Below are 25325 nucleotides of genomic sequence, written 5' to 3'. Positions count from 1 at the left end.
GAGCCTGACGCCATGCTGATCAACAGTGCCGTGTACGACGATGGCCGCATCGTGGCCGAACCGGGCCTGGACGGGGTATCCGAAGCGCTGGAGGCCAAGTCCGGCTTCGTGTGGATCGCGTTGCGCGACCCGACCGACGACGAGTTGACCCGCCTGCAGCATGAGCTGGACCTGCCGCCCCTGGCCGTCGAGGACGCCCGCAAGGGCCAGCAGCGGCCCAAGGTCGAGGAATACGGCGACATGCTGTTCGCCGCCATGCATCTGCTCGAGGAAGGCCCCGAGGGCCTGGCGGTGGGCGAGGTGCACGTCTTCGTCGGCACGCGCTTCATCGTGTCGGTGCGGCACCGCAGCGCCCAGGGCTTCCTCGGCGTGCGCGGCCGGGCGGAGCGCGAGCCCGACCTGCTGCGCCTGGGACCGGGCTTTGTCTTCTATGCGCTGATGGACGCTGTCGTCGATCGCTATTTCCCGCTCATCGACGCCATCGAGGCCGAGCTGGAAAAGCTCGAGGCGACGATGTTCCAGCCCCACCAGGACCGCCAGGCCGTCGTGCAGCAGCTGTTCGGCTTGAAACAGCGCCTGGCCACCTTGCGCCATGCGGTCACGCCGCTGCTGGAGGTGTCGTCCAAGCTGCATGGCGGCCGCGTGCCCGTCGTCTGCAAGGCCATGCAGGACTATTTCCGCGACGTCTACGACCACCTGCTGCGCATCCAGGCCAGCATCGATGCCGCCCGCGAAACCATCATCGCGGCGACCCAGGTCAACCTGACCCTGGTCACCATCGACGAATCCCTGGTCACCAAGCGCCTCGCTGCCTGGGCCGCCATCTTTGCCGCGTCCACGGCCCTGGCCGGCATCTGGGGCATGAACTTCGAGAAGATGCCCGAGCTGAAATGGGAGTTCGGCTACCCCATGGCACTGGGCACCATCGTGCTGGTCAGCGGCGCCCTCTACTGGCGCTTCAAGCATCTCAAATGGCTGTAGACGGGCGTCCCGACCCCGATGCCCTGCTCGCCAAGATGCAGCGGGACGAGGCGGCTGCCAGGCGCGGCCGGCTGAAGATCTTTTTCGGCGCCAATGCCGGCGTCGGCAAGACCTTCGCCATGCTGGCCGCCGCCCACGCGGTGCAGACGCAGGGCAGGGCGGTGCGAGTTGGCGTCGTCGAGACACATGGCCGCGCCGACACCGAAGGCATCGCGCGCGACTTGCGGCGACTGCCGCTGAAGGACGTCGCCCACCGCGGCCAGACCCTGCGCGAGTTCGATCTTGACGCCGCCCTGGCCTGGAGCCGCGAGCAGCCCGGTGGCGTGCTGCTGCTGGACGAACTGGCCCACAGCAACGCCTCCGGCTCCCGCCACGCCAAGCGCTGGCAGGACGCCCAGGAGTTGCGCGAAGCCGGTGTCGAGGTCTGGACGACGCTGAACGTGCAGCATCTGGAGAGCCTGAACGATGTCGTCGGCGGCATCACCGGCATCCGCGTCTGGGAGACCCTGCCGGACAAGGTCTTCGATGAGGCTGATGAAGTCGTCGTGGTCGACCTGCCACCAGACGAACTGCTGCAGCGGCTGAGGGAAGGCAAGGTCTATCTGCCGGCTCAGGCCGAGCGCGCGGCCCAGAACTTCTTCCGCAAGGGCAATCTGCTGGCCCTGCGCGAGCTCGCCCTGCGCCGCACGGCCGACCGTGTGGACGATCAGATGCAGGCCTACCGCCGCGAGCACACGGACCTGGGCCGGGGCGCCGTCTGGCCCAACCGCGAGTCGCTGCTGGCCTGCGTCGGCCCGGGCGCGGCCAGCGACAAGGTTGTGCGCAGCGCCGCCCGCCTGGCCCAGCAACTCGGCCTGGACTGGCATGCGGTGCATGTGGAGACGGCGCGGGCCTTGAGCGAGGCCGCCCGCCAGCGCGTGCAGCGCACGCTGGAGCTGGCCCAGTCGCTGGGCGCCCGTACGGCCGCGCTGTCGGCGCCGGAAGTCGCCGCGGCCCTGGTGGGCTATGCCCGCGAACACAACCTGTCGCGCCTGGTCGTCGGCCGGCGCGAGCAGGTCTGGCGCTGGCCCGGCCGGCCTTCACTGGCCGAAGCCTTGAACCGGCTGGCGGCGGAGATGGACGTGCTGCAGGTGGCCTTGCCCACGGCAACCCGCGAACGTCAGGCGCCGGTGCAGCAGGCCCGCGGCCTGCTCGCGCCGCATGCGCTGAGGGGCTATGCGGCGGCGCTGCTGGGCGTCGGGCTGACGACCTTCATCGCCCATGCGCTGCTGCGCTTCATCGCGCCGACGAACATCGCGATGCTCTATCTGCTCAATGTCGTCGGCGTGGCCCTGCGCTTCGGGCGTGCGCCGGCGGCGTTGACCGCGCTGCTGGGCGTTGCGGCCTTCGACTTCGTCTTTGTCGAACCGCGCTGGTCTTTTGCCGTCGGTGACGCCCAATACCTCGTCACCTTCGCCGTGCTGCTGCTGGTGGGCCTGGTCATCGGCCAGCTCGCGGCCGGCCTGCAGGCGCAGGCGCGGGCGGCGCAGGAGCGCGAGCGCCGCGTGCGCGGCCTGTATGCGATGTCGCGCGACCTCGGCGCCGCCCTGGTGCCGGAGCAGGTGGCAGAGATCGCGACGCGTTTCCTGCGCGCCGAGTTCGGTGCCGCCTCGGCCGTGCTGGCGCCGCCACTGGCGGCCACCGCGGGCCGCGAGGTGCTGGCGGTGTTGCCCGGTGCCAGCGTGCAGCCCGATCTCGGCGTCGCCCAATGGGCCTTCGATCACGGCCAGGCGGCGGGGCAGGGCACCGACACCCTGCCGGCCAGCCCCTGCCTGATGCTGCCGCTGACCGCGCCGATGCGGCTGCGTGGCATCCTGGCTGTGGAAGGGCGCGGCCGCCGCTGGTCGCCCGAGGAGCGCGAGCTGCTCGACACCTGCGCCGCCCTGCTGGCGATCTCGCTGGAGCGCATCCACTACATCGAGGTGGCCCAGCAGAGCACGTTGCAGATCGAGTCCGAGCGCCTGCGCAATTCGCTGCTGACGGCAATCTCCCACGACCTGCGCACGCCGCTGGCCGCCCTCGTCGGGCTGGCTGATGCGCTCAAGCTCACGCCGCTGGCCGCGCCCCAGGCCGAGGTGGCCGACGCCATGCGCCGCTCGGCCCTGCGCATGAGCGCCCTGGTCAGCAATCTGCTGGACATGGCGCGGCTGCAGTCAGGCACCGTGCAGCTGAACCGGCATTGGCTGCCGCTGCAGGAGGTGGTCGGCAGCGCGCTGGCCAGCCTGGACGAGACGCTGGCCGGCCGCGAGGTCGCCGTGGACCTGCCGGCCGATCTGCCGCTGGTGGCGCTGGATGCCGTCCTCATCGAGCGCGTCCTGGTCAATCTGCTGGAGAACGCGGCCAAGTACGCGGACGGCGCCATCCGCATCGCGGCGCGAACGGCGGGGCGGCTTGTCGAGATCGATGTCGTCGACAACGGCCCCGGCTTCCCGGTCGGCCGCGAGGCCAGGCTTTTCGACAAGTTCGAGCGCGGCGACCGCGAGAGCGCCACGCCGGGTGTCGGCCTGGGCCTGGCCATCTGCAAGGCCATCGTCGAGGCACATGGCGGTCGTATCAGCGCCCACAATGTCGCCACCGGCGGCGCCTGTGTGCGAGTGGAATTACCCCTTGGCCGGCCCCCGGTGGAGAAGCCTGAGTGAGCGCCGCACGTGTGTTGATGATCGAGGACGAGCCGGAGATCCGGCGTTTCGTGCGCATGGCGCTGGAGAGCGAGGGCCTGGAGGTCTTCGAAGCGGCGACGCTGCAACGCGGCCTCATCGATTCGGCGACGCGCCGGCCTGAGCTCGTCGTGCTGGACCTCGGTCTGCCGGACGGCGACGGGCTGGATTTCATTCGCGAGTTCCGCGGCTGGTCGCAGGCGCCCGTCCTCGTGCTGTCGGCCCGCGAGGGCGAGGACCGCAAGGTGCAGGCCCTGGACGCCGGTGCCGACGACTACCTCGTCAAGCCCTTCGGCGTGGCCGAGCTGCTGGCCCGGGTGCGCGTGCAGCTGCGCCGGCATGGTGGCGGCGGCAATGACGCCGACCCCGTGCTGCGCTTCGGCGACATCGCCGTGGACCGTGCCCTGCGCGTGGTGACCCGGGGCGACCAGGAGCTGCACCTGACGCCCATCGAATACCGCCTGCTGCAGGAGCTGGCCAGCGTGCCGGGCCGCGTACTGACCCACCAGCACCTGCTCAAGGCCGTCTGGGGTCCCGGCCATGCCGAGGACGTTCACTATGTCCGCGTCCACATGGCCAATCTGCGCAAGAAGCTCGAGGTCGACCCCAACCGGCCGCAATGGCTGGTGACCGAGGCTGGGGTGGGATATCGCTTGAAGGCTTGAGGCCGGCTGTAGGCAATTTGCCTACGGCAAGTCCCGTGATCCACGCGCAAGGGCGTCAGGCGTCCCCGTCTCGCCGCCCCGATGCGGGTTTCAGAAGATGACGGTCGTCCATCGTTGACTTCAAAGCCCAGGGGAGAGCGGCCATGTCATTCTGGAAAAACCTGTCCGTCAAGACCAAGCTGACCGGTGCCTTTGGTCTGCTGATTCTGATGATCGTCGCGGTGTCCGCCGCGGCGCTGCAGTCCATCAAGGAGGACGGCGACCAGTTCACCGGCTATGTGCAGGGCGTCGAGGCCCGCGCCGCCGCGGCCAACCAGGTGCGCCTGGCGGTCGACCGCCGCGCCATTGCCGCCCGCAACCTCGTGCTGGTGACCCGGGCAGAAGACAGCGCGCTCGAGAAAGCCGCCGTATTGGCCGCCGTGGCCGACGTCGGCAAGTCTCTGGAAGCCCTGCAAGGCCTGTCGAACAAGGCCGGCGTGCCGGCGGAGGCGCGCGGCCACGTCGAGGAGATCGCCAGGATCGAGGTGCGCTATTCCCGTGTCGCCGAGTCCATCCTCGGACTGGTGCTGGCGGGCGACCGCGAGGCCGCCGTCGGGCGCATGAACGAGCAATGCCGCCCGCTGCTGGCTGCCCTTGTCAAGGCGACCGACGACTACATCCAGTACACCGCGCAGACCTCCGAGCGCCTGATCGCCGACAACGACAAGGTGCATGCCCAGCGCCTGCTTGTGCTGTCGGTCGGCTGCGCGCTGGTGGTGGCGCTGTCGCTTGTCGCGGCGTTTGCCATCATCCGGTCCATCGTCCTGCCCTTGAACCAGGCCGTGGGGCTGATCAATGACGTTGCCGAGGGCAATCTCGACGCCGAGGTCAAGGTCGACACCCGTGACGAGTTCGGCCATCTGCTGCAGGCCATCTCGTCCATGCAGGGCGGCCTGCGCAGCCTCGTGTCTTCCGTGCGGCAAGGCGCCGACAGCCTGTCGCTGGCGAGTGCAGAGATCGCGCAGGGCAACCACAGCCTGTCGTCGCGCACCGAAACGCAGGCCAGCGCGCTGCAACAGACGGCGTCGTCGATGGAGCAGTTGAGCGCCACGGTGCGCCAGAACGCCGACAACGCCGTCCAGGCCAACCAGCTGGCCCAGGCCGCCAGCGCCGTGGCACAGCAGGGTGGCCAGGTCGTCGAGCAGGCCGTGGACACCATGCACGGCATCAGCGAAGCCAGCAAGCGCATCGCCGATATCACCTCGGTCATCGACGGCATTGCCTTCCAGACCAATATCCTGGCGCTGAACGCCGCGGTGGAAGCGGCCCGCGCCGGCGAGCATGGCCGCGGCTTCGCAGTGGTGGCCAGCGAAGTGCGGGCCCTGGCCCAGCGCAGCAGCGAAGCGGCCAAGGAGATCAAGGAACTCATCGCCGCCAGCGTGTCCCGCGTCGAAACCGGCGTGACCCAGGTCAGCCAGGCCGGCAGCACCATGCAGGACGTGGTGGCCAGCATTGGCCGCGTGACCGCCATCATGGGCGAGATCCGTACCGCCAGCGCCGAGCAGAGCGAGGGCGTGGGCCAGGTCGGTGGTGCCGTGTCGAGCATGGACCGCACCACCCAGCAGAACGCCGCCCTCGTCGAGGAAATGGCAGCCGCCGCCAGCAGCCTGAAGAGCCAGGCCATGGACCTGGCGCGCGCGGTCGGCATGTTCAAGTTGTCTCATTGAACCGCCGGAAGCGGCCCGCGGGTCGCCTTTGCCCGACTGGCCCGCCGCCGGTCGGGTTTTTTCGCATCCGGGGCAGGCACACTGCGAGCGATGAAGCCCGAAGACCTCACCCAGCTCCTGAAGACCGAGATGCCTTTCGGCAAGCACCAGGGCATGCTGATCGCCGACCTGCCCAGCAACTACCTGGCCTGGTTTGCGCGTGAGGGCTTTCCCAAGGGCGAGATCGGGCGGCTGCTGGCGTTGATGCATGAGATGGATCTCAATGGCCTGCGCGAGCTGTTGAGGCCGCTGCGGTGAAGCGACGCCTGCTGGGTCTGGCGCTCGCCAGCCTGGCCTGCGCGGCGCAAGCGGACAGCAGCTACACCGTCGTCCGCGTCGAGGCCGACAAGCTGCGCCTGTTCTGGCGCGACGACCATGGCAAGCCGCTGCGCCGCCTGGACCGGCTGGCGGCCTGGCAGAAGGCCCGGGGCCAGACCCTGGCCTTCGGCATGAATGCCGGCATGTATCACGCCGACGCCAGTCCGGTGGGCCTGCTCATCGTCGACGGACGTGAACTGGCGCCTCTCAATCTCGCGGACGGCAAGGGCAACTTCTTCCTCAAGCCCAACGGTGTGTTCTTCATCGACGCCCAGGGGCCGCATGTCGTCGATTCGGCCGACTATCCGGCCTCGCACGAAGGCGTGAAGCTCGCCACGCAGTCCGGCCCGCTGCTGCTGAGGCAGGGCCAGATCCCTGCGGCCCTCGGCCCGAACTCGGCCTCGCGTCACATCCGCAACGGCGTCTGCGCGGCGGGCTCGCAAGGCGTCTTCGTCATCAGCGAGAGGCCGGTCACGCTGCACGAGTTCGCGAGCTATTTCCGCGACGTGCTGCGCTGCCAGGATGCCCTCTACCTGGATGGCGCGGTATCCAGTCTGTATTCGCCCAGCCTCGGGCGCAACGACCGCTGGACCGACCTCGGGCCGCTGATAGGCGCCGTGCAATGACAGCGGCCCAGGCCGCCGTTTCGCCGGCCTGAACCCTGTCCTCGACGGTCTGTCGCGAGTCCGTTGGTCGTCAAGCTCACAGCCTCTAGGCTGTCGCTCATTCGCATAACGAGGAGTGGCCGTGCTGCAGATTCAGAACGTCACCAAGAGCTTTGGAAAACTCCACGCCGTCGAGGGCGTGTCGCTGGAACTCAAGCCCGGCGTCGTGGGCCTGATCGGCCACAACGGCGCGGGCAAGAGCACGCTGATGCAGATGCTGGCGACGCTGACCAAGCCCACCAGCGGACGCATCCTGCTCGAAGGCCAGGACATCGTCGCCAAGCCCGAGCTGATGCGTCGGCGCCTGGGCTATCTGCCGCAGGATTTCGGCGTCTACCCCCATCTGACGGCGTTGGAATTCCTGCAGTACTTCGCGGCCCTCAAGGGTGTCAGCGACCGCCAGCGACTGCAGCAGCTGCTGGAACTCGTGAACCTGCACGAGCAGGCGAATCGACCGGCCATCGGCTTCTCGGGCGGTATGCGCCAGCGCCTGGGCATCGCGCAAGCCTTGCTGAATGATCCCGACGTGCTCATCGTCGACGAGCCGACGGCGGGCCTGGACCCGGAGGAAAGATTGCGCTTTCGCCATCTGCTCGGCGATCTGGGACGCCAGCGCCTGGTCATCGTCTCGACCCACATCGTGTCGGACGTCGAGAACATGGCCTCGCATCTGGCCATCCTGCGCCAGGGGCGCCTGGTGGCCTACGAGACACCGGAAGCCGTGCTGGCGCGTGCCGCCGGCAAGGTCTGGACGGCGCTGCTGGCCCAGACCGACTACGAGGCGCTGAAGGGTCATATGCATGTGTTGCAGGCCCAGCCCCAGGGCGGGCGTGTGCAGGTGCGCATCGCGCATCCGTCACGTCCCTTCGCCGAGGCCGAACCGGTCAGTGCCAGCCTGGAAGAGGCCTTGATGGCCCAGCGCTATGCCGACGCGCGGGAGGCTGCATGAACACCACGCTCTACCAGGCCCTGGTGCTGAACGAGTGGCGGCTGCGCAGCCGCCGCGTCAGCAGCCTCGTCATCCTGCTGGGCGTCGTGGCGGTCAGCTGGCTGATGGTGCTGGACCCCAGCAGCGGCGCCGCCATGATGGTCGTGAACAAGCAGCGCATCGCCTACGAAAGCCAGGCCCTGGCCTTCGGAACCAATCTCATCGCCTCGCTGCTCCTTGGCCTGGCAGGCTTCTATCTGGCCCGTGGCCGCACCCAGGAGGACCTGCGCTGCGGCACCGCCGGCGTTCTGGCCGCCACGCCGGTGTCGGATGCGCAGCTGCTGGGCGCGCGCTGGCTGGGCGCCTTCGGCTTCCTGTTCTCGCTGGGCACCGTCGTCATGCTGACGGTGTGGGTGCTGCAGCTGGTGCGTGGCGAAGGGGCGCTGCAGCCGCTGCCCTATCTGCAGATGCTGGTGCTGGGCCTCGCGCCTGGCCTGATGCTGTGCGCCAGCCTGGCCGTGCTGGCCGATGCCTGGGTGCCGCTGATGGGCAAGCGCGGCGATGCCCTCTACTGGCTGCTGTGGATGGTCCAGTTCGCCTTCGTCCCGGCCATGCTGGGGCAGGGCGGTGCCGTGCAACTGAGCGGCTGGCAGCTGTTCGACGTCAATGGCATGTCGCCGCTGCTGGTCGGCGTGAGCCACCTGATGGACGTGAGCCACATCAGCGTCGGCGGTTCGCCCTTCGACGCCAGTCTTCCCATCCTGCACATGCCGGCGGGGTTGTGGACTTCGGACCTGGTGGCCCTGCGCGTGGGTTCCATGCTGGTCGCCTTGCTGCCCCTGGTGCCGGCCGTGATGCTCTTCCACCGCTATGCGCCGGACCGCGTCAAGCTGCGCAACCCGGCCGGGCGCAGCCGCCTGGTGCTGGCCCTGCAATGGCTGCTGCGCCCCGTCATGCGCCCCTTCACCCGCGCCCTGGCGCTGCTGCTGAGTGCCGCCGCCCGTCTGCCGGGCCTGCCGGGCCGCTGGCTGGCCGATGTGGCCCTGGTGCTGCTGAGCCAACCCCTGCCGGCTCTGGCGATGCTCGGCAGCGCGGTGGCGAGCGTGTTCGTCCCGGCCCCGGTGCTGCCTGCGGTGCTGGCGGGAACGCTGTGTGTCTGGGGCATCGCCGTGGCGGATGTCAGCTCGCGCGACCTGCAGAGCGGCACCCTGGCCCTGGCCAGCGCCGCACCCGGCGGCGCGCTGGAGCGCGGCTGGCGCCAGGCCCTGGCGGCCTTCGGTCTGGGCCTGCTGCTGGCCCTGCCGGCCCTGCTGCGCCATGGCGCGAGCGCGCCTCGGCTGACCCTGGCCTGCCTGGCCGGCCTGCTCTTTCTCAGCGCTGCCGCGACGCTGCTGGGCCGCCTGACCCAGGGCTCGCGCACCTTCCTGGCCCTGTTCCTGTTCGCCCTCTACCTGGACATGCAGAAGACCGGCGTGCCGGCCCTGGACCTGCTGGGCCTGGTGGGTGACGCGAGCGCGGTCAGCGCCGCGGGCTACGCCGCGGCCGGTGTGGCGGGATTCATGGCCTTGCTGGCTCTGCCGCGGTTGCGTCGGGCTTGAGGCGAAGGCCATGGCCTACAGCAGGGGCGCCGAAAACGGCGCAAGATTGCAGTGCCATGAACGCCTTGTTTCGCTTGTTCTGCGTGTCCTGCCTGCTGTGCGCCGCTGTGCAGGCCGAGGAACTGCCGAAGTCATCGGCCTGCCGCACGGCGTTGCATGCGCTGGAGGAGGCGGAAGACGCCCTGGCTGCCGCGGCCGCCGCGTCGGCCGCCCCTCCCGATCAACAGCGCCAGCGCTTGGTCGCGGCGCGATTGCAGCCGATGCGCCAGCGCGTGGCCGATGCCTGCCTGGGTGGGCTGACGACGTCCCCTTCGCCTTCGCAGCACACCTGGGTCGCGCCATCCCTGCCGTCCCGGCTTGACGCGGTGGCGCCGCGCGTGCCGACGCCTCCCGTGACCTTGTCCATCCCTCGTGTCGAGCCGCCTGTCATGGTGACCCATTGCACGGCCGCGACCTGCTTTGGCAGTGACGGCTCCATGCTCACCCGCGTCGGCCCGACGCTGGTGGGGCCGCGCGGGACCTGCACGGTGCAAGGCAACTTCCTGCGCTGCCCCTGAAGTTTGGCGCGGCGTAGGATTCGTGGTTGTGAATGACACCCACGAGCGCCTGCTCGGCGCCTTCGAGACCCACGACGTCGACGCGATCCGCGCCATCCTTGACGCCGGCTTCGAGGCGGCCTCGAGCATCGACGACAAGCCTGCCGTCACGCATTTGGTCGAGATGTACTGGCGCTCGGACGGCTTTCCCGCCTGCCTGAAGCTGATGCTGGAGCGCGGCGCCCGGCTCGACGATCCCAAGCTGGCGCCGGTGCTGCTCAACGACGCCGATGCGCTTTCGGCCGCCGTGACAGCCGATCCGACGCTGCTGCGGCACCGCAGCACGATGCGCTGCACCTTCACGCCGCTGGACGGCGCGACGCTGCTGCATGTGGCCGCCGAGTACGGCCACCTGGCCGTTGCCGAGCGCCTGCTGGCTCTGGGCGCCGATCCGAATGCAGTCGCCGATGTCGATGCCGAGGGCCTCAACGGCCAGACGCCGCTCTTCCACACGGTCAATTCCAATGCCAACCGCTCGGCGCCCCTCATGCGCCTGCTGCTGAAGGCCGGCGCCCGAGCCGACGTGCGACTCCAGGGCATCACCTGGGGCCGCGGCTTCGAGTGGGAGACGGTCTGCTACGACGTGACGCCGCTGTCCTATGCCCAGCTCGGCCTGCTGCCGCAGATGCAGCGCACGGAACAGCACACCTATGCCAACGTCGCCGAACTGCTGGCCGCCTTGGGCCGGCCCGCGCCGCGGCTGGACAACGTGCCCAACCGCTATCTGCGTTAGGCCGGCACGTCCTCGCCCAGGGCGCGCCGCAGCGCCATGGCCGCATGCGGCGCGCGCTCCTTGGCACCGCTGATGAAGTAGACAAAGACATCACGCGCGGCCGCCGCAGGCGCTGCTGGCTCGATGCGCGGCACGCCTTCGGGCTCGCCACCTTGGGCCCACGCCAGCGCCGATGCGGCCAGCTGGGGGAAGACTTCGGGCTTGCAGCCCAGGGCCTCTTCCGAGTGGGTGCGCATGATGCGCGTGTAGACGAAGTCGCCCGTCGGCTCGGCGATGGGCGGGTAGTCGTCGGACTCGGTGAACACCGTGGCGGCCTTGTACTTGCGAGCCAGGGCCAGGTAGTCGGGGCTCTGGAAGCTGGCGTGGCGCACGTCCAGTGCGTGGCGCAGCGGCAGGCCGTCGACCGCGGCCGGAAGCAGCTCCAGGAAGGCCGTCAGGTCGGCCGTGTCGAACTTGTGGGTCGGTGCCAGCTGCCAGACGATGGGGCCGAGCTTGTCGCCGAGTTCGGCAATGCCCGACTCGATGAAGCGCTTGATGGAGTCAGCACCGTCCGCCAGCACGCGGCGCTGCGTCGCGAAGCGGATGGCCTTCAGCGAGAACACGAAGCCGTCGGGCGTCTCCTTGCGCCATTTGGCGAAGGTGGCCGGCTTCTGCGCCCCGTAATAGGTGCTGTTGATCTCGATGGCCGTCAGGTGCTGGCTGGCGTACTCCAGTTCACGCGCCTGCGGCCAGCCCTTGGGGTAGAAGTTGTCGCGCCAGGGCTCGAAATTCCAGCCGCCGATACCGACCCTGATCTTTCCTGCACTCACGCTGGCGCTCCTGGCTGTTGACTGTATGAAAAACCAGTCTATCGGCCAGGGGGCCTGGAGCGCAAGAGGCGCTTACATGCCGGCGTAGTTCGGGCCGCCACCGCCCTCGGGCGTGACCCAGACGATGTTCTGCGTCGGGTCCTTGATGTCGCAGGTCTTGCAGTGCACGCAGTTCTGCGCGTTGATCTGCAGGCGCTCGCCGCTGCCGCCCTCGTTGGGCACGAACTCGTAGACGCCGGCCGGGCAGTAGCGGCTCTCGGGGCCGGCGTACTTGGCCAGATTGACCTGCACCGGCACCGCGTCGCTCTTGAGCGTCAGGTGGGCCGGCTGGTTCTCTTCGTGGTTGGTGTTGGAGATGAACACCGAGGAGAGGCGGTCGAAGGTCAGCTTGCCATCGGGCTTCGGGTAGGCGATGGGCGTGCACTCCGCGGCCGGTCGCAGCGAGGCGTTGTCGGCCTTGTGGTTGTGCAGGGTCCACGGCGGGTTCTTGATGCCCAGCTTGGGCAGCAGCCACTGCTCGATGCCGGTCATCAGCTGGCCCATCGTCTTGCCCTTCTTGAACCAGAGCTTGAAGTTGCGGGTCTGCTGCAGCTCCTCGTTCAGCCAGCTCTTCTCGAAGGCTTCGGGGTAGGCCGTCAGCTCGTCCTGGGCGCGGCCTGCGTCCAGGGCCGGGGCGAGGGCCTCGGCGGCCAGCATGCCGCTCTTGATGGCGGCATGGCTGCCCTTGATGCGGGCGGCGTTCAGGTAGCCGGCGTCGCAGCCGATCAGGCAGCCGCCCGGGAAGACGGTCTTGGGCAGGGCCTGGGGCGTGCCGTTGTTGATGGCGCGGGCGCCGTAGCCGATGCGCTTGCCGCCTTCGATGTGGGCGCGGATGGCCGGGTGGGCCTTCCAGCGCTGCATCTCCTCGAAGGGGCTGAGATAGGGGTTGTCGTAGTCCAGGCCGATGACGAAGCCGAGCGTGACCTTGTTGTCCGCCAGGTGGTAGAGGAAGCCGCCGCCGAAGGTGTCGCCTTCCATGGGCCAGCCGGCCGTGTGCACGACCTTGCCGGGCTGGGCCTTGTCGGCGGGGATCTCCCACAGCTCCTTGATGCCGATGGCGAAGGTCTGGGTGTCCTTGCCTTCGGTCAGCTTGTACTTGGCCAGCAGTTGCTTGCCGAGATGGCCGCGCGCACCTTCGGCAAAGACGGTGTACTTGCCGAGCAGCTCCATGCCGAGCTGGAAGTGGTCGGTGGGTTCGCCGTCCTTGCCGAGGCCCATATTGCCGGTGGCCACGCCCTTGACGCGGCCCTGCTCGTCATAGAGCACCTCGGCGGCGGCAAAGCCCGGGAAGATCTCGACGCCCAGGGCTTCGGCCTGGCCGGCCATCCACTTGACGACATCGGACAGGCTGATGACGTAGCAGCCGTGGTTGTGGAAGTTGCGCGGCACGAGGAAATCGGGTGTGCGCTGGCTGCCGGTCTCGGACAGGAAGAGCACGTCGTCGCCCGACACCGGCTGGCTCAGCGGCGCGCCCAGTTCCTTCCAGTTCGGGAACAGCTCTTCCATGGCGCGCGGGTCCATGACGGCACCGGACAGGATGTGGGCGCCGGGCTCCGAGCCCTTCTCGAGCACGACGACATTGGCGTCGGGCTTGATCTGCTTGAGGCGGATGGCCGTGGCCAGGCCGGCGGGGCCGCCGCCGACGATGACCACGTCGTATTCCATGGACTCGCGAGGGCCGAACTGGGCCAGGATTTCTTCGGATGTCATGCAGGTCTCCGTCAGCTTCGAATTGCGCGCGATTCTAGAGAGACTGGATGGGGAATCGAACGATCGTGCTTTTTTAGGTTGTGCGGTCTAGACCGGTAGGATGGACGCAACCCACTCGGAAGGCAGTCTCATGAGTTACTCCATCAATCTCGAAGGCCGCGTGGCCCTGGTCACCGGTGCCTCCAGCGGCCTGGGTGCCCAGTTCGCCAAGACCCTGTCGAAGGCCGGCGCCTGCGTCGTGCTGGCCGGTCGCCGCGTCGAGCGGCTCAAGGATCTGCGTGCCGAGATCGAAGGCAATGGCGGCGACGCCCATGTCGTGCAGCTCGACGTGACCGACGTTTCCAGCATCAAGGCCGCCGTCGCCCATGCCGAGACCGAGGTCGGCACCCTGGACATCCTGATCAACAACTCGGGCGTGTCCACCACCCAGCGCCTCACCGACGTCACCGAGAACGACTACGACTATGTGATGGACACCAACACGCGCGGCGCCTTCTTCGTCGCGCAGGAGGTGGGCAAGCGCATGCTGGCCCGCGCCCGTGGTTCGGCGCCGGGCACCTTCATCGGCGGGCGCATCGTCAACGTGGCCTCCATGGCCGGCCTGCGCGTGCTGGGCCAGATCGGCGTCTATGCCATGAGCAAGGCCGCCGTCATCCACATGACGCGGGCCATGGCCCTGGAATGGGGCAAGTACGGCATCAACGTCAACGCCATCTGCCCGGGCTATATCGACACCGAGATCAACCACCACCACTGGGGCACCGAGCAGGGCAAGAAGCTCGTCGAGCTGCTGCCGAGGAAGCGCGTGGGTCAGCCCCAGGACCTCGACACCTCGCTGTTGATGCTGTGCGCCAACGAGAGCCACTTCATCAATGGCGCCGTGATCCAGGCCGACGACGGTTTCGGAGTTTGATGTTGAAGCGAGACCTGACCCCGCTGGAGGCCCGCGTCCTCGCCGTCCTCGTCGAGAAGGAATCCACCGTGCCGGACAGCTACCCGCTGTCGGCCAATGCCCTGACCTCGGGCTGCAACCAGAAGACGGCGCGTGACCCGGTCATGGACGTGTCGGAGGCCGAGGTGCTGGCGACCATCGAGGAGCTCAAGAGCCTGAGCCTCGTCAACACGGTCAGCGGCAGCCGCGTGGTGCGCTATGAGCACAACTTCGCGCGCGGCCTGGGCGTGCCAGGCGCGGCACAAGCCCTGCTGACCCAGCTGATGCTGCGCGGCCCGCAGACGGCGGCCGAACTGCGCCAGAACACCGAGAGGCTGCATCGCTTTGCCGATGTGTCTTCGGTCGAAGGCTTCCTGGAAGAACTGGCCGGGCGTGAGCAGCCTTTCGCCATCAAGCTGGCCAAGGCGCCAGGCGCCCGCGAGGCGCGCTGGGCCCATCTGCTGTGCGGGCCGGTGGCTTCGGTCGAGCAGGCGGCCGTGGCGGCCATGCCGCGCGACGAGGAAGTCGCCTTGTTGCGCGCCGAGGTGGCCTCGCTGCGCCAGCTCGTCAACCGCATCGCCGCCGAGCTCGGCATCAACCCATGAGATATGTCGTCCCGGCCGAAAAGAAGCTGACCTTCGAGCTGCGCATCCAGATGCGCTGGGGCGACATGGATGCCATGGGCCACATCAACAACACCCTCTATTTCCGCTACCTGGAGATGGCGCGGGTGGACTGGCTGGCCTCCATCGGTGCGCCGCCCAATCCGGGCGGGCAGGGGCCGGTCATCGTCAACGCCTTCTGCAACTTCTACCGGCAACTTAAGGTGCCGGGCGAGGTCATCGCCAGGCACTACGTCAGCGACCCCGGCCGCACCAGCTTCGAAACCTGGATCACGCTGGAGCGGGTGGACGAACCCGGCATCATCTACGCCGAGGGCGGCGCGACGACGCTGTGGTTCGACGCCCAGACCGACAAGGCCATCGCCCTGCCGGACTGGGTCCGTCAACTCGTCACTTGAAGCTGTACTTGACGCTGGCGTAGACGAAGCGGCCGCGCGAGTCGGTGTAGCTGGGGTCGTAGCCCGACAGGAAGAACCAGGCCTGCTGCGAGAACGGCGGCGTCTCGTTGGTGAGGTTCTGCACGCCGGCGCGGAAGGTCAGGGACTTGGTGGCCTCGAAGGCGGCCGACAGATTCCACAGCGAATAGCTCGACACCTTGCGGTCGGGCTTGCCGATGATGTGCTGGTCGTTGTAGCCCTGCAGATAGCTGTTGGACAGCGTCATCGACACCGGGCCGGCGTCCCAGTCCAGCGCCATGGTGTGGCGCCAGCGCTGCACCACGCCGTCGTTGATGAAGACGCCGAGGTTGCTGACGAAGGGGTCGCCGTCGCCGGTCTGCTGCTGGGACTTCAGCGTCAGCGTGCCGTTGACGCGCAGGCCGAACTGGCCGAAGCCGGTCTTGAGCCCGCTCAGATTCACACCCAGGTCCAGGCCCGAGATGCGCTGCTTGCCGCGGTTCTCCTTGATCAGGTCGATGTGGTCGATGGCGTTGTCGGCGTCGCGGTGCACGAGGCTGCCGTATTTGGCCAGGTCGGACAGGATGACGTCGACGCCCAGCGTGCTGATCAGGTTGGTCTTCTCGATGTTCCAGTAGTCGGCATTCAGGCTGACGCCGCGGCTGGGCTCGAAGACCATGCCGAGCGAGAACTGGCGCGACTTCTCGGGCTTGAGCTTGGCGTTGCTGAAGTTCTCCGTGACCCAGATGTCCGAGCAGTCGGTGACGGTGTTGCTGGGGTCGGCGGCCATGCAGACCGGGTCCACCAGCGTGGCCGACGAGCCTTCGGTGACGGGGCGGTACAGGTCTGACAGGCTCGGCGCGCGGAAGCCCTTGCCGATGGAGGCGCGCAGCAGCAACTCCTTCATGGGCACGTACTTCAGGCCCAGCTTGGGGCTGAGCGCGCCGCCGCTGACCTGGTAGTGCTCGTAGCGCATGGCCGCCTGCAGCTCCAGCTGCTTGGTGATGGGGGCGCTGAGTTCGCCGAAGACGGCGCCCACCTTGCGCGACTTGCCGAAGTCGGAATCGGGGCCCTGCGAGGTCTCGCCGAGGATGAGGTCCTGCTTGAGCGCGTCGGACTGATGGTAGTTCTGCTTCTCGCGGCGGTATTCGCCACCGATGGCCACGGCCAGATCGCCGCCGGCCAGCTGCGTCAGGGCCTTGGAGGCCTTGAAGTCCAGGCTGTCCATGTTGCCGGTGGCATGGCGCACCTCGCCGCGGATCTGGGCCTTCTCGTACAGGGCCAGGCCGGCAGCGCTGGACGGGCCGAAGGCGTTCAGCGTGCCGTTGGCGAAGCCGTCGCGGACCATCTGCTCGTTCAGATAGCCCTGGTAGTCGCGGTCGGAGACCTTGCTGGTGCTGTGGTTCAGCGCCCATTCATAGTCCCAGCCGGCCACGAGGCCGGTCATGCCGGCCACGGCGCGCTGCGTCGTCGAGACCAGCTCGCTGGTGCGCAGGCCGGCCTCGGCCAGGCGGGTGCGCACGGTGATGACGCGGTCCTCGTCGTCGGCGGCCAGGCTGTTCAGCGAACTGCCGGCGAAGGCGGGCACGCGCGACACGTCCATGTCGGCGTCGACGCGGTTGGGCGTGCCGGTGTAGAAGGTGCGGGCCCGCGCCAGCGAGATCTCGGCAAAGGCCTGGTGGCCGCCGCCGACGTTGAAGATGCCGCGAGTGAAGACGCTGCTCTTGGTCGACTTGGGATACAGCTCGATGTCGCGCATGTAGTCGAAGGTGCAACCGTCGACGCCGCCGATGCCGTCGGGCAGGTAGAGGCTGGCCGGCGGGTTGCAGCCGTTGGCGGCCGCGGGGTTGACGGTCCTGGAGTCGATGACCGTCGAGCCATTGCTGCTGTAACCCTCGCCGATCAGCGTGTCGCGCTGAGAGCTCGACAGCCGGATATTGCCGGGGAAGCTGGCGCTGGACAGCAGGTCGGGCAGGCGTCCGGGGATGTCCAGGTCCTTGATGAACTGGCGCTTGGACGCGTTCAGGCTGCTGGTCTTCTGCACGTCGACGACGCCGAAGACATTGAAGCCGTCGCGGCCGAAGTCGCCGAAGCCGCCCGCCAGCGTCGCCGAGCGCTTGGTGCCGCCATGGCCTTCGGTGGTGTTGCCGGCCAGGGCGTTGAGCTCGATGCCCGAGAAATCCTTGCGGGTGATGAAGTTGATGACGCCGCCGATGGCGTCGGAGCCGTACAGCGACGAGGCGCCGTCCAGCAGGATCTCGACGCGCTGGATGGCCGCGGCCGGGATGCTGTTCAGGTCCACGCCGGACGAGTCGCCGGGCGAGGCGAAGTTGGCCATGCGCCGGCCGTTCAGCAGCACCAGGGTGGACGACACGCCCAGGCCGCGCAGGTTGGCGGCGTTGAAGCCCATCTGGTCACGAAAGCCCCCGTAGGCCACGCTGCCGCCGTCGGTCAGGTTGTTGGCACTGGCGCTGATGCGGGCCACCAGCTCGGCCGCCGTCGTCACGCCGGCCTTGTCGATCTCGCCCCGCGTGATGACCTGCACCGGCAGCGCCGTCTCGCCTTCGATGCGCTTGATCGCCGTGCCGGTGATCTCGACGCGCTCCAGCGTCGACTGGGCCTGGGCGGCGCCGCTCAGCGCGAGCAGGGCCGCGGCAGCGGCAGATGCGACGAGTGGGAAAGGGCAGGGCGTTTTCATTGGATGGGCCTCCTTGGTTCGCGCGAGTCTAGGCATGGCGCCGCTAGCTGCCGGTTTCCAGGCGTCGATTCGTCTCGCCCGCGCCACGCATCCGTCGTTCGAATTAGGGGCGAACGGTCATCGGGCCTCTGTCATCATGCGCAGTCTGACCAAGGAGGGTAGAGGGCATGAGGGCATGGATCTGGGCCGCAATGGCAGCAATGGCAATGGCTGCGGATGTGCACGCGGCCACTCCCACGGCGGCGGCTGCGGCGAGCGCGCCTCAGGGTTTCAGGCTGTTTCGACCCGCCACGCCGGCCTCGACCCCGCGCGGCAACGCCCCCGCACCTGCCAAGGCTGCCCCGACTCCCGCTCCCGCCCCGGCGCCCGCCGTCGATGCCGAACCGGCCATCCGTGGCTATGCGGTGCCCATCGGCGGCGCCCTGAAGGCGGACAACGAGGAGGTCTGGCAGCGCATCGTGCAGCTGGCCGGCGGCAAGGGTGCACGCTTCGTCGTCTTCGGCACCGCCAGCGAGGATCCCGAAGCCAGCGCCAAGCAGGTCGTCGACCTGCTGCAGCGCCGCGGTGCCGTGGCCGAGGCCCTGCCGGTGGCGCCCAAATTCCTGTGGGTGGACCTGAGCAAGGTGGTGCGCGACCCGGCCCTGATCGCCAAGGTCAAGGCGGCCAAGGGCATCTTCTTCACCGGCGGCACCCAGGAGCGCATCGTCGACGTGCTGCAGCCCGGCGGCCAGAGCACGCCCATGCTGGAAGCCATCTGGGACGTCTACCGCAAGGGCGGCGTCGTGGCCGGCACCTCGGCCGGCGCCGCCATCATGAGCACCATCATGTTCCGCGACGCGCCCAGCGTCATCAACATCCTCAAGGGTCGTTTCGCCGACGGCAAGCAGGTCGACCGCGGCCTGGGCTTCGTCGGCCCCCACCTGTTCGTCGACCAGCACTTCCTCAAGCGCGGCCGCTTCGGCCGCATGATCCCGCTGATGATGGCCAAGGGCTACAAGATCGGCCTGGGCGTGGACGAGAACACGGCCGCCATCATCCGCGGCGACGAGATCGAGGTCATCGGCGACCGCGGCGCGCTGGTCGTGGACCTGAGCGAGGCCAAGAGCGACTCCTCGCTCGGCGCCTTCAACGTGCAGGGCGCCCGCCTGTCCTATCTGGAGCATGGCGATCGCTACCACCTGCGCGCGCGCTCGACGACGCCGTCGGCCCCCAAGCTGCGCGGCGAGCTGCACGACGCCGAGTCGCCCAACTTCAAGCCCTACTACACCGACGACGTCTTCCACCTCGACATGCTGGGCGACTCCACCATCTCGGGTGCCATGAGTCGCCTCATCGACAGCGTGCGCAAGGAGGTCAAGGGCCTGGCCTTCGACGTGCTGCCCCGCGCCAACGACCCGCTGGCCGAACTGGGCTTTTTGTTCCGCCTTTACAAGGGCTCTGATTCGCTGGGCTGGAGCACCGAGGAGTTCGGCGGCGAGCAGTTCACCGTGACCAATCTCTACCTCGACATCAGCCCGGTGCGTCTGCCCATGCCGCTTTATGGCGGCTGGACGCCGCCGAAGACGCCGGTGCCAGCGATACCCGTCCCATCCGCCTCGGCGCCGGCGGGGCAGTGACGGCTTGCAGCCTTTGCTCACCGCTGCTTGCGCTTCCTCGGGCATGTCCCGCTGTCGCGACACGCCCGGACCTGCCAAGATGACAGGCTTGTGATTCGATCCCGCCCGGCCAGCGCGTCGGGCCCGCTGTCCCACCTTGACCTCCCACGCCCCCGCCGGCACCGTCATCGTCATTGGCGGTGCGCTCAAAGCTGACAGCGACGCCGTCTGGCAGCGCATCGTCCAAGAAGCCGGCGGCGCCGGCGCGTCCATCGCGGTCTTTCCCACGGCGGCCTACGAGCCGGAGCGCATCGCCGCCCAGATCGTCGCCGCGCTGAACCGTTGCGGCGCCCGGGCCGAAGCCGTTCCGCTGGCGCCTCATCTGGCGGGCGTCGACCTGGCGGCCACGCTGAACGACCCGGCGCTGATCGCCCGCGTCGCCGCCTGCCGGGCGGTGTTCTTCTCGGGTGGCGCCCAGGAATACCTCGTCGACACCCTGCAGCCCGGCGGCCAGCCGACCGCCATGCTGGAGGCCATCCGCGCCGTCTTCGCGGCCGGTGGCGTCATCGCCGGCACCAGCGCGGGTGCTGCCGTCATGAGCCGGCTGATGTTCCGAGACGCCATGGACAACCTCGCCGTACTGCGCGGCCAGTGGCGGGCCGGCCAGGAGTACGACCGCGGATTCGGTTTCGTCATGCCCGAGCTGCTGGTCGACCAGCATTTCCTGAAGCGCGGCCGCATCGGCCGCATGCTGCCGGCCCTGCAGGCCCTGGGCTATCGCCTGGGCCTGGGCGTCGACGAGAACGCCGCGGTCGTCATCAGGGGCAGCGAGCTCGAGGTGATAGGCGGCAGTGGTGCCGTCGTCATCGACCTGGGCGAGGCGACGCACGACGCCAGCTTGCCGGCCTTCAATCTGCGCGGGGCGCGCCTGTCCTATCTGGACCATGGCGACCGCCACGACCTCGCCAGCGGCGAGACGACGCCCGCCGCGCACAAGCTGCGCGAGCCGCGCATCGACCCGGCGGCGCCCGGCTTCGAGCCCGCCCTGCAGTCCGACCGCTATTTCCTCGACATCCTCGGCGACGGCTGCATCCTCGAGGCGCTGACCCAGCTGCTCGATGGCCCGTCGACCGAGGTGCGCGGCCTGGCCTACCGCGCCAACCCGCGGCCCGGCGATGCCATGGCCGACATCGGCTTCGAATTCCGGCTGCGCCGCGGCCCCGGCCTGGTCGGCTGGTGCAGCGCCCTGCTGGGCAGCGAGGACTACACGGTGCTCGGCGCGCGCCTGGACGTCGTGCCGGTGCGCGTGGCCAATCCTCTGTTCACGCCCCTGGTCGCCGAGCCGCTGCGCGTGGTCGAATCGGGCCAGCGGCGGCAAGGAGAACTGCGATGACGACGATCAGCGGTGAATTCAGCGTCGGCATGACGGCCCGGGACGCTGAAGGCCAGAGTCCGGCCATAGGCCGCATGCTGTTGGACAAGCAATACCACGGCGCCCTCGAGGCGCGTGGCTCGGGCCAGATGCTGGCCACGCATGGCAGCGTCGCCGGCTCGGCCGCCTATGTGGCGCTGGAGACGGTGAGCGGCAGCCTGCAGGGGCGCGAGGGCAGCTTCGCCCTGGTCCACCAGGGGCGCATGAACCGCGGCCAGCCCGCCCTGGAGATCGTCGTCGTGCCAGACTCCGGTACCGGCGCCCTGGCCGGCCTGACCGGCAGCATGCGCATCCGCGTCGAAGGCCACCAGCATTTCTACGATTTCGATTTCAGCTTGCCCACCCCTTGAAGGAGACCCCATGAAGAAGATCCTCCTCCCCGTCGTTGCGACCCTGCTGGCCGCGGGGGCCGCCCAGGCCGCCGACGTCGGCGTGTCCGTGCAGATCGGCCAGCCCGGCTTCTACGGCCGCATCGACATCGGCAACACCGCACCGCCGCCCGTCGTCGTGGCCCAGCCCATCTGGGTGCAGCGCCAGCCGGTGCAGGTCGCGCCCGTGTACATGCGCATCCCGCCGGGCCACCAGAAGCACTGGGAAAAGCACTGCGCCCAGTACAACGCCTGCGGCGTGCCGGTCTACTTCGTCAAGGAAGACTGGTACCAGCAGCGCTATGCCGCGCCGCAGAACGACAACGACCAGGGCGGTGGTGAAGGCCACGGCAAGGGCAAGGGCCATGGCAAGGGCCACGGCAAGGGCAAGGACCGCGACTGAGAGCCGGGCGCGCCGGGCCGCGACACAATCGCGGCCATGGCTGAAACCGAATCCCGCGAGTCCCGCCCCGAAGGCTTCCAGCGGGTCAGCGCCGCCCTGGCGAGTCTGGCCCATCCCCACCGTCCGCTGTGGCTGGACGTGGCGGCCCGCACCGCCCAGGAGGCCGCCGACGCCCTGGGCGTGACCCTGGGCCAGATCGCCAAATCGGTCGTCTTCCGGCGCAAGGCCGATGACTCGGCCGTCCTCGTCATCACCTCGGGCGACAAGCGCGTCGACGAGGCCAAGCTCAAGCCCCACACCGGGCCGCTGGGCCGGGCCGACGCCGACTTCGTCAAGGCCCGCACCGGCTTCTCCATCGGCGGCGTGTCGCCGGCCGGCTTCGCGCCCATCGACGGCTTCGCCGCGCCCCAGCTCTTCATCGACCGCGAGCTGTTCCGCTTCGACATCATCTGGGCCGCGGCGGGCCACCCCAACGGCGTCTTCAAGCTGACGCCGGAGGAGCTGACGAAGATTACCGGCGCTCCGGTCATCGACGTCGTGCAGGCATGAAAGCCGTGGTCGTCTCGCCCTGCGTCAACGTCTGCCAGATGGATGCGGCGACCGGCTGGTGCCGCGGCTGCGCGCGCAGCCTCAACGAGATTGCCGGCTGGGGTGGGGCGCCCGAGACGGTGCAGCGCCACGTCCTCGACCAACTGCCCGAGCGCCGCATCGAGATGCACCGCCACGGCCTGTGGCTCGGGCCCTGGCCGCACAGCGAGGAACAGGACCGATGAAGCAGCTGACCTTCTATTTCGACCCCATCTCGCCCTATGCGGCCCTGGGCTTCGAGGCCCTGCCCGAGGCGGTCGCGGGGCATAGCGTCGAGGTCGTCTACCGCCCCATCCTGTTTGCCGCGCTGCTGCAGGCCCTGGGGCAGAAGGGCCCGGCCGAGATCGAGGCCAAGCGGCGCTGGACCTTCCGCCAGGTCGCCTGGCTGGCCCACCGCCAGGGCGTGGTGCTGGACCCGCCGGCCCAGCATCCCTTCAACCCGTTGCCGCTGCTGCGCCTGGCCTGGGCCTGTGCGGCGCCGGAAGGCCAACCGGGCGACACGCCGGGGCGCTGGGTGGTCGAGCAGCTCTTCCACCACGTCTGGCGCGGTGCCGGTGCCGACGCCAACGACGCGGCCCGGCTGGCGGCTCTCGCGGAGCGCCTTGCGCCGGCCCAGGACCCGGCGGGCGACGCCGTCAAGCAGCGCCTGCGCAGCGAGACCGAAGCCGCGCTGGCCCGCGGCGTCTTCGGTGTGCCGACCCTCGAATTCGAGGGCCGCCTGTTCTGGGGCCAGGACGCCTTGCCCATGCTGCGCGCCGCCATGGACGGTGACCCGTGGTTTCGCAGCGGCGTCTGGGAGTCGGCCGCCCAGGCCCGGCCCGGGGTCACGCGCAAACACTGAGCGCGGACCGAGAACAAGCCACTGCGGCTTGTTCGACGCCTCGCGAAGGACTGCCGGCATGCAGGCCGGCAGACATGATTCAAAACGTCTCAGGATTTACCCGCGAGGGTCGTTTGTTCTCGCATTGAGAAATGCGAACCCCGGGTTGCTGCGGAGTTTGTCAGTCTCGATTCAGACTGGCGTCAGAACACGGTCAGAGGCGGTGTGAATAGTCACGCCGAGGGAAGCCTGTGGGGCGGCCCGACAACTGACGGAGACATTTCATGGCAACTGCGACTTCAAGCGCCGCCGCGCCGATGACCCCGGAGGAGAAGAAGGTCATCTTCGCCTCCTCGCTGGGCACGGTGTTCGAGTGGTACGACTTCTACCTCTACGGCTCCCTGGCGGCGGTCATCGCCAAGCAGTTCTTTGCCGGCCTGGATCCCAGCGCCGCCTTCATCGCCTCGCTGATGGCCTTCGCCGCCGGCTTCATCGTGCGCCCCTTCGGTGCGCTGGTGTTCGGCCGCCTCGGCGACATGATTGGTCGCAAGTACACCTTCCTGGTGACGATCTTGATCATGGGTCTGTCGACCTTCATCGTCGGCGTGCTGCCCACCTACGCCACCATCGGCGCCGCGGCTCCGGTCATCCTGGTCGGCCTGCGCCTGCTGCAAGGCCTGGCACTCGGCGGCGAGTACGGCGGCGCGGCCACCTATGTGGCCGAGCATGCGCCGCACGGCAAGCGTGGCGCCTACACCTCTTGGATCCAGACCACGGCGACCCTGGGCCTGTTCCTGTCGCTGATGGTCATCCTGGGCGTCAAGAACTCCATGCCGGACAAGGACTTCGCCGAATGGGGCTGGCGCATTCCCTTCATCGTCTCCATTCTGCTGCTGGGCATCTCGGTGTGGATTCGTCTCTCGATGAACGAATCGCCCGCCTTCCAGAAGATGAAGGCCGAGGGCAAGACCTCCAAGGCGCCGCTGTCCGAGTCCTTCGGCCAGTGGAAGAACCTGAAGATCGTGCTGCTGGCCCTCTTCGGCCTGGTCGCCGGCCAGGGCGTGGTCTGGTACACGGGCCAGTTCTATGCGCTTTTCTTCCTGACGTCGGTGCTCAAGGTCGACCTGACCCAGGCCAACATCTGGATCGCGATCTCCCTGATTCTGGGTACGCCCTTCTTCGTCATCTTCGGCACGCTGTCGGACAAGATCGGCCGCAAGCCCATCATCATGGCCGGCCTGCTGCTGGCCGCGGTGACCTACTTCCCGCTGTTCAAGGCCCTGACCGCCGCGGCCAACCCGGACCTTGCCAAGGCCCAGGAAACCTCCAAGGTCACCCTGAGCACCAACATGGCCAGCTGCTCTTTTCAGGGCAGCCCCATCGCCCGTGAAGTGGACTTCACCAGCGCCTGCGACATCGCCAAGCGCGCACTGGCCGGCTCGTCGGCCAGTTCCGAGACCGTCGAAGCCCCGGCCGGTGCCCCCACCGTCGTCAAGGTCGGCGAGAAGGAAATCGCCGTCCCGACGGCCAGCAAGCTGACCGAGCACAAGTTCGACGAGGCCAGCACCAAGGCCATCGCCGCCTTCAAGAAGGACCTGGGCGAAGCCATGAAGGCCGCCGGCTATCCGGCCAAGGCTGACCTGGCCAAGGCCAATGTGCCGATGGTCATCGCCATCCTGTTCGTGCTGGTGGTCTATGTGACCATGGTCTACGGCCCGATCGCCGCGATGCTGGTCGAGCTCTTCCCGACGCGCATCCGCTACACGTCCATGAGCCTGCCGTACCACATCGGCAATGGCTGGTTCGGCGGCATGCTGCCTTCCGTCACCTTCGCCATGGTGGCCCAGAACGGCAACATCTTCCACGGCCTCTGGTACCCCATCGTCATCGCGGCAGCGACCTTCGTCATCGGCATGCTGTTCGTCCGCGAGACCAAGGACGTGGACATCTACGCCCGCGACTGATGCCTGCTTGTCCCGGGTTTTCCCG

The 25325-nt window shown here is 68.6% G+C and carries 24 protein-coding genes; 21 read left to right on the top strand and 3 right to left on the bottom strand.

Annotated features, from left to right (window positions below; all coding sequences use genetic code 11):
- Positions 1-12 precede the first annotated feature (12 nt).
- The 10 genes from AC3WOE_RS17025 (at position 13) to AC3WOE_RS16980 (ending at position 10925) form a co-directional block, all read left to right on the top strand.
- On the top strand, positions 13-981 hold the full coding sequence (locus AC3WOE_RS17025) for a magnesium and cobalt transport protein CorA (RefSeq protein ID WP_492692066.1): 969 nt from the start codon (positions 13-15) through the stop codon (positions 979-981).
- The gene (locus AC3WOE_RS17020; RefSeq protein WP_492692064.1) at positions 972-3659 is read left to right on the top strand and encodes a DUF4118 domain-containing protein; all 2688 of its coding nucleotides are present in this window, start codon (positions 972-974) and stop codon (positions 3657-3659) included. The genes AC3WOE_RS17025 and AC3WOE_RS17020 overlap by 10 nt, the downstream gene beginning before the upstream one ends.
- A gap of 17 nt (positions 3660-3676) precedes the next feature.
- Entirely contained in the window at positions 3677-4342 is a 666-nt protein-coding gene (locus AC3WOE_RS17015) for a response regulator (RefSeq protein ID WP_492692124.1), read from the top strand.
- A 143-nt stretch (positions 4343-4485) separates the two neighbouring features.
- On the top strand, positions 4486-6048 hold the full coding sequence (locus tag AC3WOE_RS17010) for a methyl-accepting chemotaxis protein (RefSeq protein ID WP_492692063.1): 1563 nt from the start codon (positions 4486-4488) through the stop codon (positions 6046-6048).
- 90 nt (positions 6049-6138) lie between these two features.
- Entirely contained in the window at positions 6139-6345 is a 207-nt protein-coding gene (locus AC3WOE_RS17005) for a DUF3820 family protein (RefSeq protein WP_492692061.1), read from the top strand.
- Positions 6342-7031 carry a phosphodiester glycosidase family protein gene (locus AC3WOE_RS17000; protein WP_492692059.1) on the top strand — a complete coding sequence of 230 codons (690 nt, stop codon included), beginning with the start codon at positions 6342-6344 and terminating at the stop codon, positions 7029-7031. Before AC3WOE_RS17005 ends, AC3WOE_RS17000 begins: the two co-directional genes overlap by 4 nt.
- Positions 7032-7152: 121 nt before the next feature.
- Positions 7153-8019 carry an ABC transporter ATP-binding protein gene (locus AC3WOE_RS16995; protein WP_492692057.1) on the top strand — a complete coding sequence of 289 codons (867 nt, stop codon included), beginning with the start codon at positions 7153-7155 and terminating at the stop codon, positions 8017-8019.
- The gene (locus tag AC3WOE_RS16990) at positions 8016-9596 is read left to right on the top strand and encodes a hypothetical protein (RefSeq protein WP_492692055.1); all 1581 of its coding nucleotides are present in this window, start codon (positions 8016-8018) and stop codon (positions 9594-9596) included. The genes AC3WOE_RS16995 and AC3WOE_RS16990 overlap by 4 nt, the downstream gene beginning before the upstream one ends.
- Before the next feature lie 56 nt (positions 9597-9652).
- Positions 9653-10153 (top strand): hypothetical protein, encoded by a 501-nt coding sequence (locus AC3WOE_RS16985; protein ID WP_492692053.1) that lies wholly within the window; start codon positions 9653-9655, stop codon positions 10151-10153.
- A 28-nt stretch (positions 10154-10181) separates the two neighbouring features.
- Positions 10182-10925, top strand: coding sequence for an ankyrin repeat domain-containing protein (locus AC3WOE_RS16980; RefSeq protein ID WP_492692051.1), 744 nt, complete (start codon positions 10182-10184; stop codon positions 10923-10925).
- On the opposite strand, the gene AC3WOE_RS16975 is transcribed toward AC3WOE_RS16980, so the two are convergent.
- Together AC3WOE_RS16975 and AC3WOE_RS16970 are read right to left on the bottom strand one after the other, a co-directional pair.
- Entirely contained in the window at positions 10922-11776 is an 855-nt protein-coding gene (locus AC3WOE_RS16975; RefSeq protein WP_492692123.1) for a DUF72 domain-containing protein, read from the bottom strand. The two genes, AC3WOE_RS16980 and AC3WOE_RS16975, sit on opposite strands and share 4 nt — an antisense overlap.
- 30 nt (positions 11777-11806) lie before the next feature.
- Complete coding sequence (locus tag AC3WOE_RS16970) at positions 11807-13483, bottom strand: electron transfer flavoprotein-ubiquinone oxidoreductase (protein WP_492692049.1); 1677 nt, start codon at positions 13481-13483, stop codon at positions 11807-11809.
- 130 nt (positions 13484-13613) lie between these two features.
- Between AC3WOE_RS16970 and AC3WOE_RS16965 the strand changes: the two genes are divergently transcribed.
- The 3 genes from AC3WOE_RS16965 to AC3WOE_RS16955 are packed head-to-tail and all read left to right on the top strand — an operon-like array spanning position 13614 to position 15435.
- Complete coding sequence (locus AC3WOE_RS16965) at positions 13614-14396, top strand: SDR family oxidoreductase (RefSeq protein WP_492692047.1); 783 nt, start codon at positions 13614-13616, stop codon at positions 14394-14396.
- A complete protein-coding gene (locus AC3WOE_RS16960; protein ID WP_492692045.1) occupies positions 14396-15019 on the top strand; it encodes a YceH family protein in 624 nt (207 codons plus the stop codon). Before AC3WOE_RS16965 ends, AC3WOE_RS16960 begins: the two co-directional genes overlap by 1 nt.
- Entirely contained in the window at positions 15016-15435 is a 420-nt protein-coding gene (locus AC3WOE_RS16955) for an acyl-CoA thioesterase (RefSeq protein WP_492692043.1), read from the top strand. The genes AC3WOE_RS16960 and AC3WOE_RS16955 overlap by 4 nt, the downstream gene beginning before the upstream one ends.
- On the opposite strand, the gene AC3WOE_RS16950 is transcribed toward AC3WOE_RS16955, so the two are convergent.
- On the bottom strand, positions 15428-18130 hold the full coding sequence (locus AC3WOE_RS16950) for a TonB-dependent receptor (protein ID WP_492692041.1): 2703 nt from the start codon (positions 18128-18130) through the stop codon (positions 15428-15430). The genes AC3WOE_RS16955 and AC3WOE_RS16950 overlap by 8 nt on opposite strands.
- A 200-nt stretch (positions 18131-18330) precedes the next feature.
- Between AC3WOE_RS16950 and AC3WOE_RS16945 the strand changes: the two genes are divergently transcribed.
- From AC3WOE_RS16945 to AC3WOE_RS16910, 8 genes are all read left to right on the top strand, one after another.
- Positions 18331-19746 (top strand): cyanophycinase, encoded by a 1416-nt coding sequence (locus AC3WOE_RS16945; RefSeq protein ID WP_492692039.1) that lies wholly within the window; start codon positions 18331-18333, stop codon positions 19744-19746.
- A gap of 136 nt (positions 19747-19882) precedes the next feature.
- On the top strand, positions 19883-21118 hold the full coding sequence (locus AC3WOE_RS16940) for a cyanophycinase (RefSeq protein ID WP_492692037.1): 1236 nt from the start codon (positions 19883-19885) through the stop codon (positions 21116-21118).
- The gene (locus AC3WOE_RS16935; RefSeq protein ID WP_492692035.1) at positions 21115-21507 is read left to right on the top strand and encodes a DUF3224 domain-containing protein; all 393 of its coding nucleotides are present in this window, start codon (positions 21115-21117) and stop codon (positions 21505-21507) included. Before AC3WOE_RS16940 ends, AC3WOE_RS16935 begins: the two co-directional genes overlap by 4 nt.
- 10 nt (positions 21508-21517) lie before the next feature.
- Positions 21518-21928 (top strand): hypothetical protein, encoded by a 411-nt coding sequence (locus tag AC3WOE_RS16930; RefSeq protein ID WP_492692033.1) that lies wholly within the window; start codon positions 21518-21520, stop codon positions 21926-21928.
- Between the two features lie 36 nt (positions 21929-21964).
- A complete protein-coding gene (locus AC3WOE_RS16925; RefSeq protein ID WP_492692031.1) occupies positions 21965-22477 on the top strand; it encodes a YbaK/EbsC family protein in 513 nt (170 codons plus the stop codon).
- Positions 22474-22701 (top strand): DUF1289 domain-containing protein, encoded by a 228-nt coding sequence (locus AC3WOE_RS16920; protein WP_492692029.1) that lies wholly within the window; start codon positions 22474-22476, stop codon positions 22699-22701. The genes AC3WOE_RS16925 and AC3WOE_RS16920 overlap by 4 nt, the downstream gene beginning before the upstream one ends.
- Positions 22698-23357 (top strand): 2-hydroxychromene-2-carboxylate isomerase, encoded by a 660-nt coding sequence (locus AC3WOE_RS16915; protein ID WP_492692027.1) that lies wholly within the window; start codon positions 22698-22700, stop codon positions 23355-23357. Before AC3WOE_RS16920 ends, AC3WOE_RS16915 begins: the two co-directional genes overlap by 4 nt.
- A gap of 263 nt (positions 23358-23620) precedes the next feature.
- Positions 23621-25300: an MFS transporter gene (locus AC3WOE_RS16910; protein ID WP_492692026.1), complete on the top strand. Its 1680-nt coding sequence runs from the start codon at positions 23621-23623 to the stop codon at positions 25298-25300.
- Positions 25301-25325: the final 25 nt, after the last annotated feature.

Source organism: Roseateles sp. FW305-36, assembly GCF_058787015.1.
The sequence above is the reverse complement of the archived record's forward strand: the minus strand, read 5'-3'. Positions and strand labels throughout refer to the sequence as shown.

What these genes read in the sequence shown, in the direction of transcription:
- AC3WOE_RS17025 (WP_492692066.1), top strand. Translation starts at nt 13, where the DNA reads ATGCTGATCAACAGTGCCGTGTACGACGATGGCCGCATCGTGGCCGAA.
- AC3WOE_RS17020 (WP_492692064.1), top strand. Translation starts at nt 972, where the DNA reads ATGGCTGTAGACGGGCGTCCCGACCCCGATGCCCTGCTCGCCAAGATG.
- AC3WOE_RS17015 (WP_492692124.1), top strand. Translation starts at nt 3,677, where the DNA reads ATGATCGAGGACGAGCCGGAGATCCGGCGTTTCGTGCGCATGGCGCTG.
- AC3WOE_RS17010 (WP_492692063.1), top strand. Translation starts at nt 4,486, where the DNA reads ATGTCATTCTGGAAAAACCTGTCCGTCAAGACCAAGCTGACCGGTGCC.
- AC3WOE_RS17005 (WP_492692061.1), top strand. Translation starts at nt 6,139, where the DNA reads ATGAAGCCCGAAGACCTCACCCAGCTCCTGAAGACCGAGATGCCTTTC.
- AC3WOE_RS16990 (WP_492692055.1), top strand. Translation starts at nt 8,016, where the DNA reads ATGAACACCACGCTCTACCAGGCCCTGGTGCTGAACGAGTGGCGGCTG.
- AC3WOE_RS16985 (WP_492692053.1), top strand. Translation starts at nt 9,653, where the DNA reads ATGAACGCCTTGTTTCGCTTGTTCTGCGTGTCCTGCCTGCTGTGCGCC.
- AC3WOE_RS16970 (WP_492692049.1), bottom strand. Translation starts at nt 13,483, where the DNA reads ATGACATCCGAAGAAATCCTGGCCCAGTTCGGCCCTCGCGAGTCCATG.
- AC3WOE_RS16965 (WP_492692047.1), top strand. Translation starts at nt 13,614, where the DNA reads ATGAGTTACTCCATCAATCTCGAAGGCCGCGTGGCCCTGGTCACCGGT.
- AC3WOE_RS16960 (WP_492692045.1), top strand. Translation starts at nt 14,396, where the DNA reads ATGTTGAAGCGAGACCTGACCCCGCTGGAGGCCCGCGTCCTCGCCGTC.
- AC3WOE_RS16955 (WP_492692043.1), top strand. Translation starts at nt 15,016, where the DNA reads ATGAGATATGTCGTCCCGGCCGAAAAGAAGCTGACCTTCGAGCTGCGC.
- AC3WOE_RS16950 (WP_492692041.1), bottom strand. Translation starts at nt 18,130, where the DNA reads ATGAAAACGCCCTGCCCTTTCCCACTCGTCGCATCTGCCGCTGCCGCG.
- AC3WOE_RS16945 (WP_492692039.1), top strand. Translation starts at nt 18,331, where the DNA reads ATGGCAATGGCTGCGGATGTGCACGCGGCCACTCCCACGGCGGCGGCT.
- AC3WOE_RS16935 (WP_492692035.1), top strand. Translation starts at nt 21,115, where the DNA reads ATGACGACGATCAGCGGTGAATTCAGCGTCGGCATGACGGCCCGGGAC.
- AC3WOE_RS16930 (WP_492692033.1), top strand. Translation starts at nt 21,518, where the DNA reads ATGAAGAAGATCCTCCTCCCCGTCGTTGCGACCCTGCTGGCCGCGGGG.
- AC3WOE_RS16925 (WP_492692031.1), top strand. Translation starts at nt 21,965, where the DNA reads ATGGCTGAAACCGAATCCCGCGAGTCCCGCCCCGAAGGCTTCCAGCGG.
- AC3WOE_RS16920 (WP_492692029.1), top strand. Translation starts at nt 22,474, where the DNA reads ATGAAAGCCGTGGTCGTCTCGCCCTGCGTCAACGTCTGCCAGATGGAT.
- AC3WOE_RS16915 (WP_492692027.1), top strand. Translation starts at nt 22,698, where the DNA reads ATGAAGCAGCTGACCTTCTATTTCGACCCCATCTCGCCCTATGCGGCC.
- AC3WOE_RS16910 (WP_492692026.1), top strand. Translation starts at nt 23,621, where the DNA reads ATGGCAACTGCGACTTCAAGCGCCGCCGCGCCGATGACCCCGGAGGAG.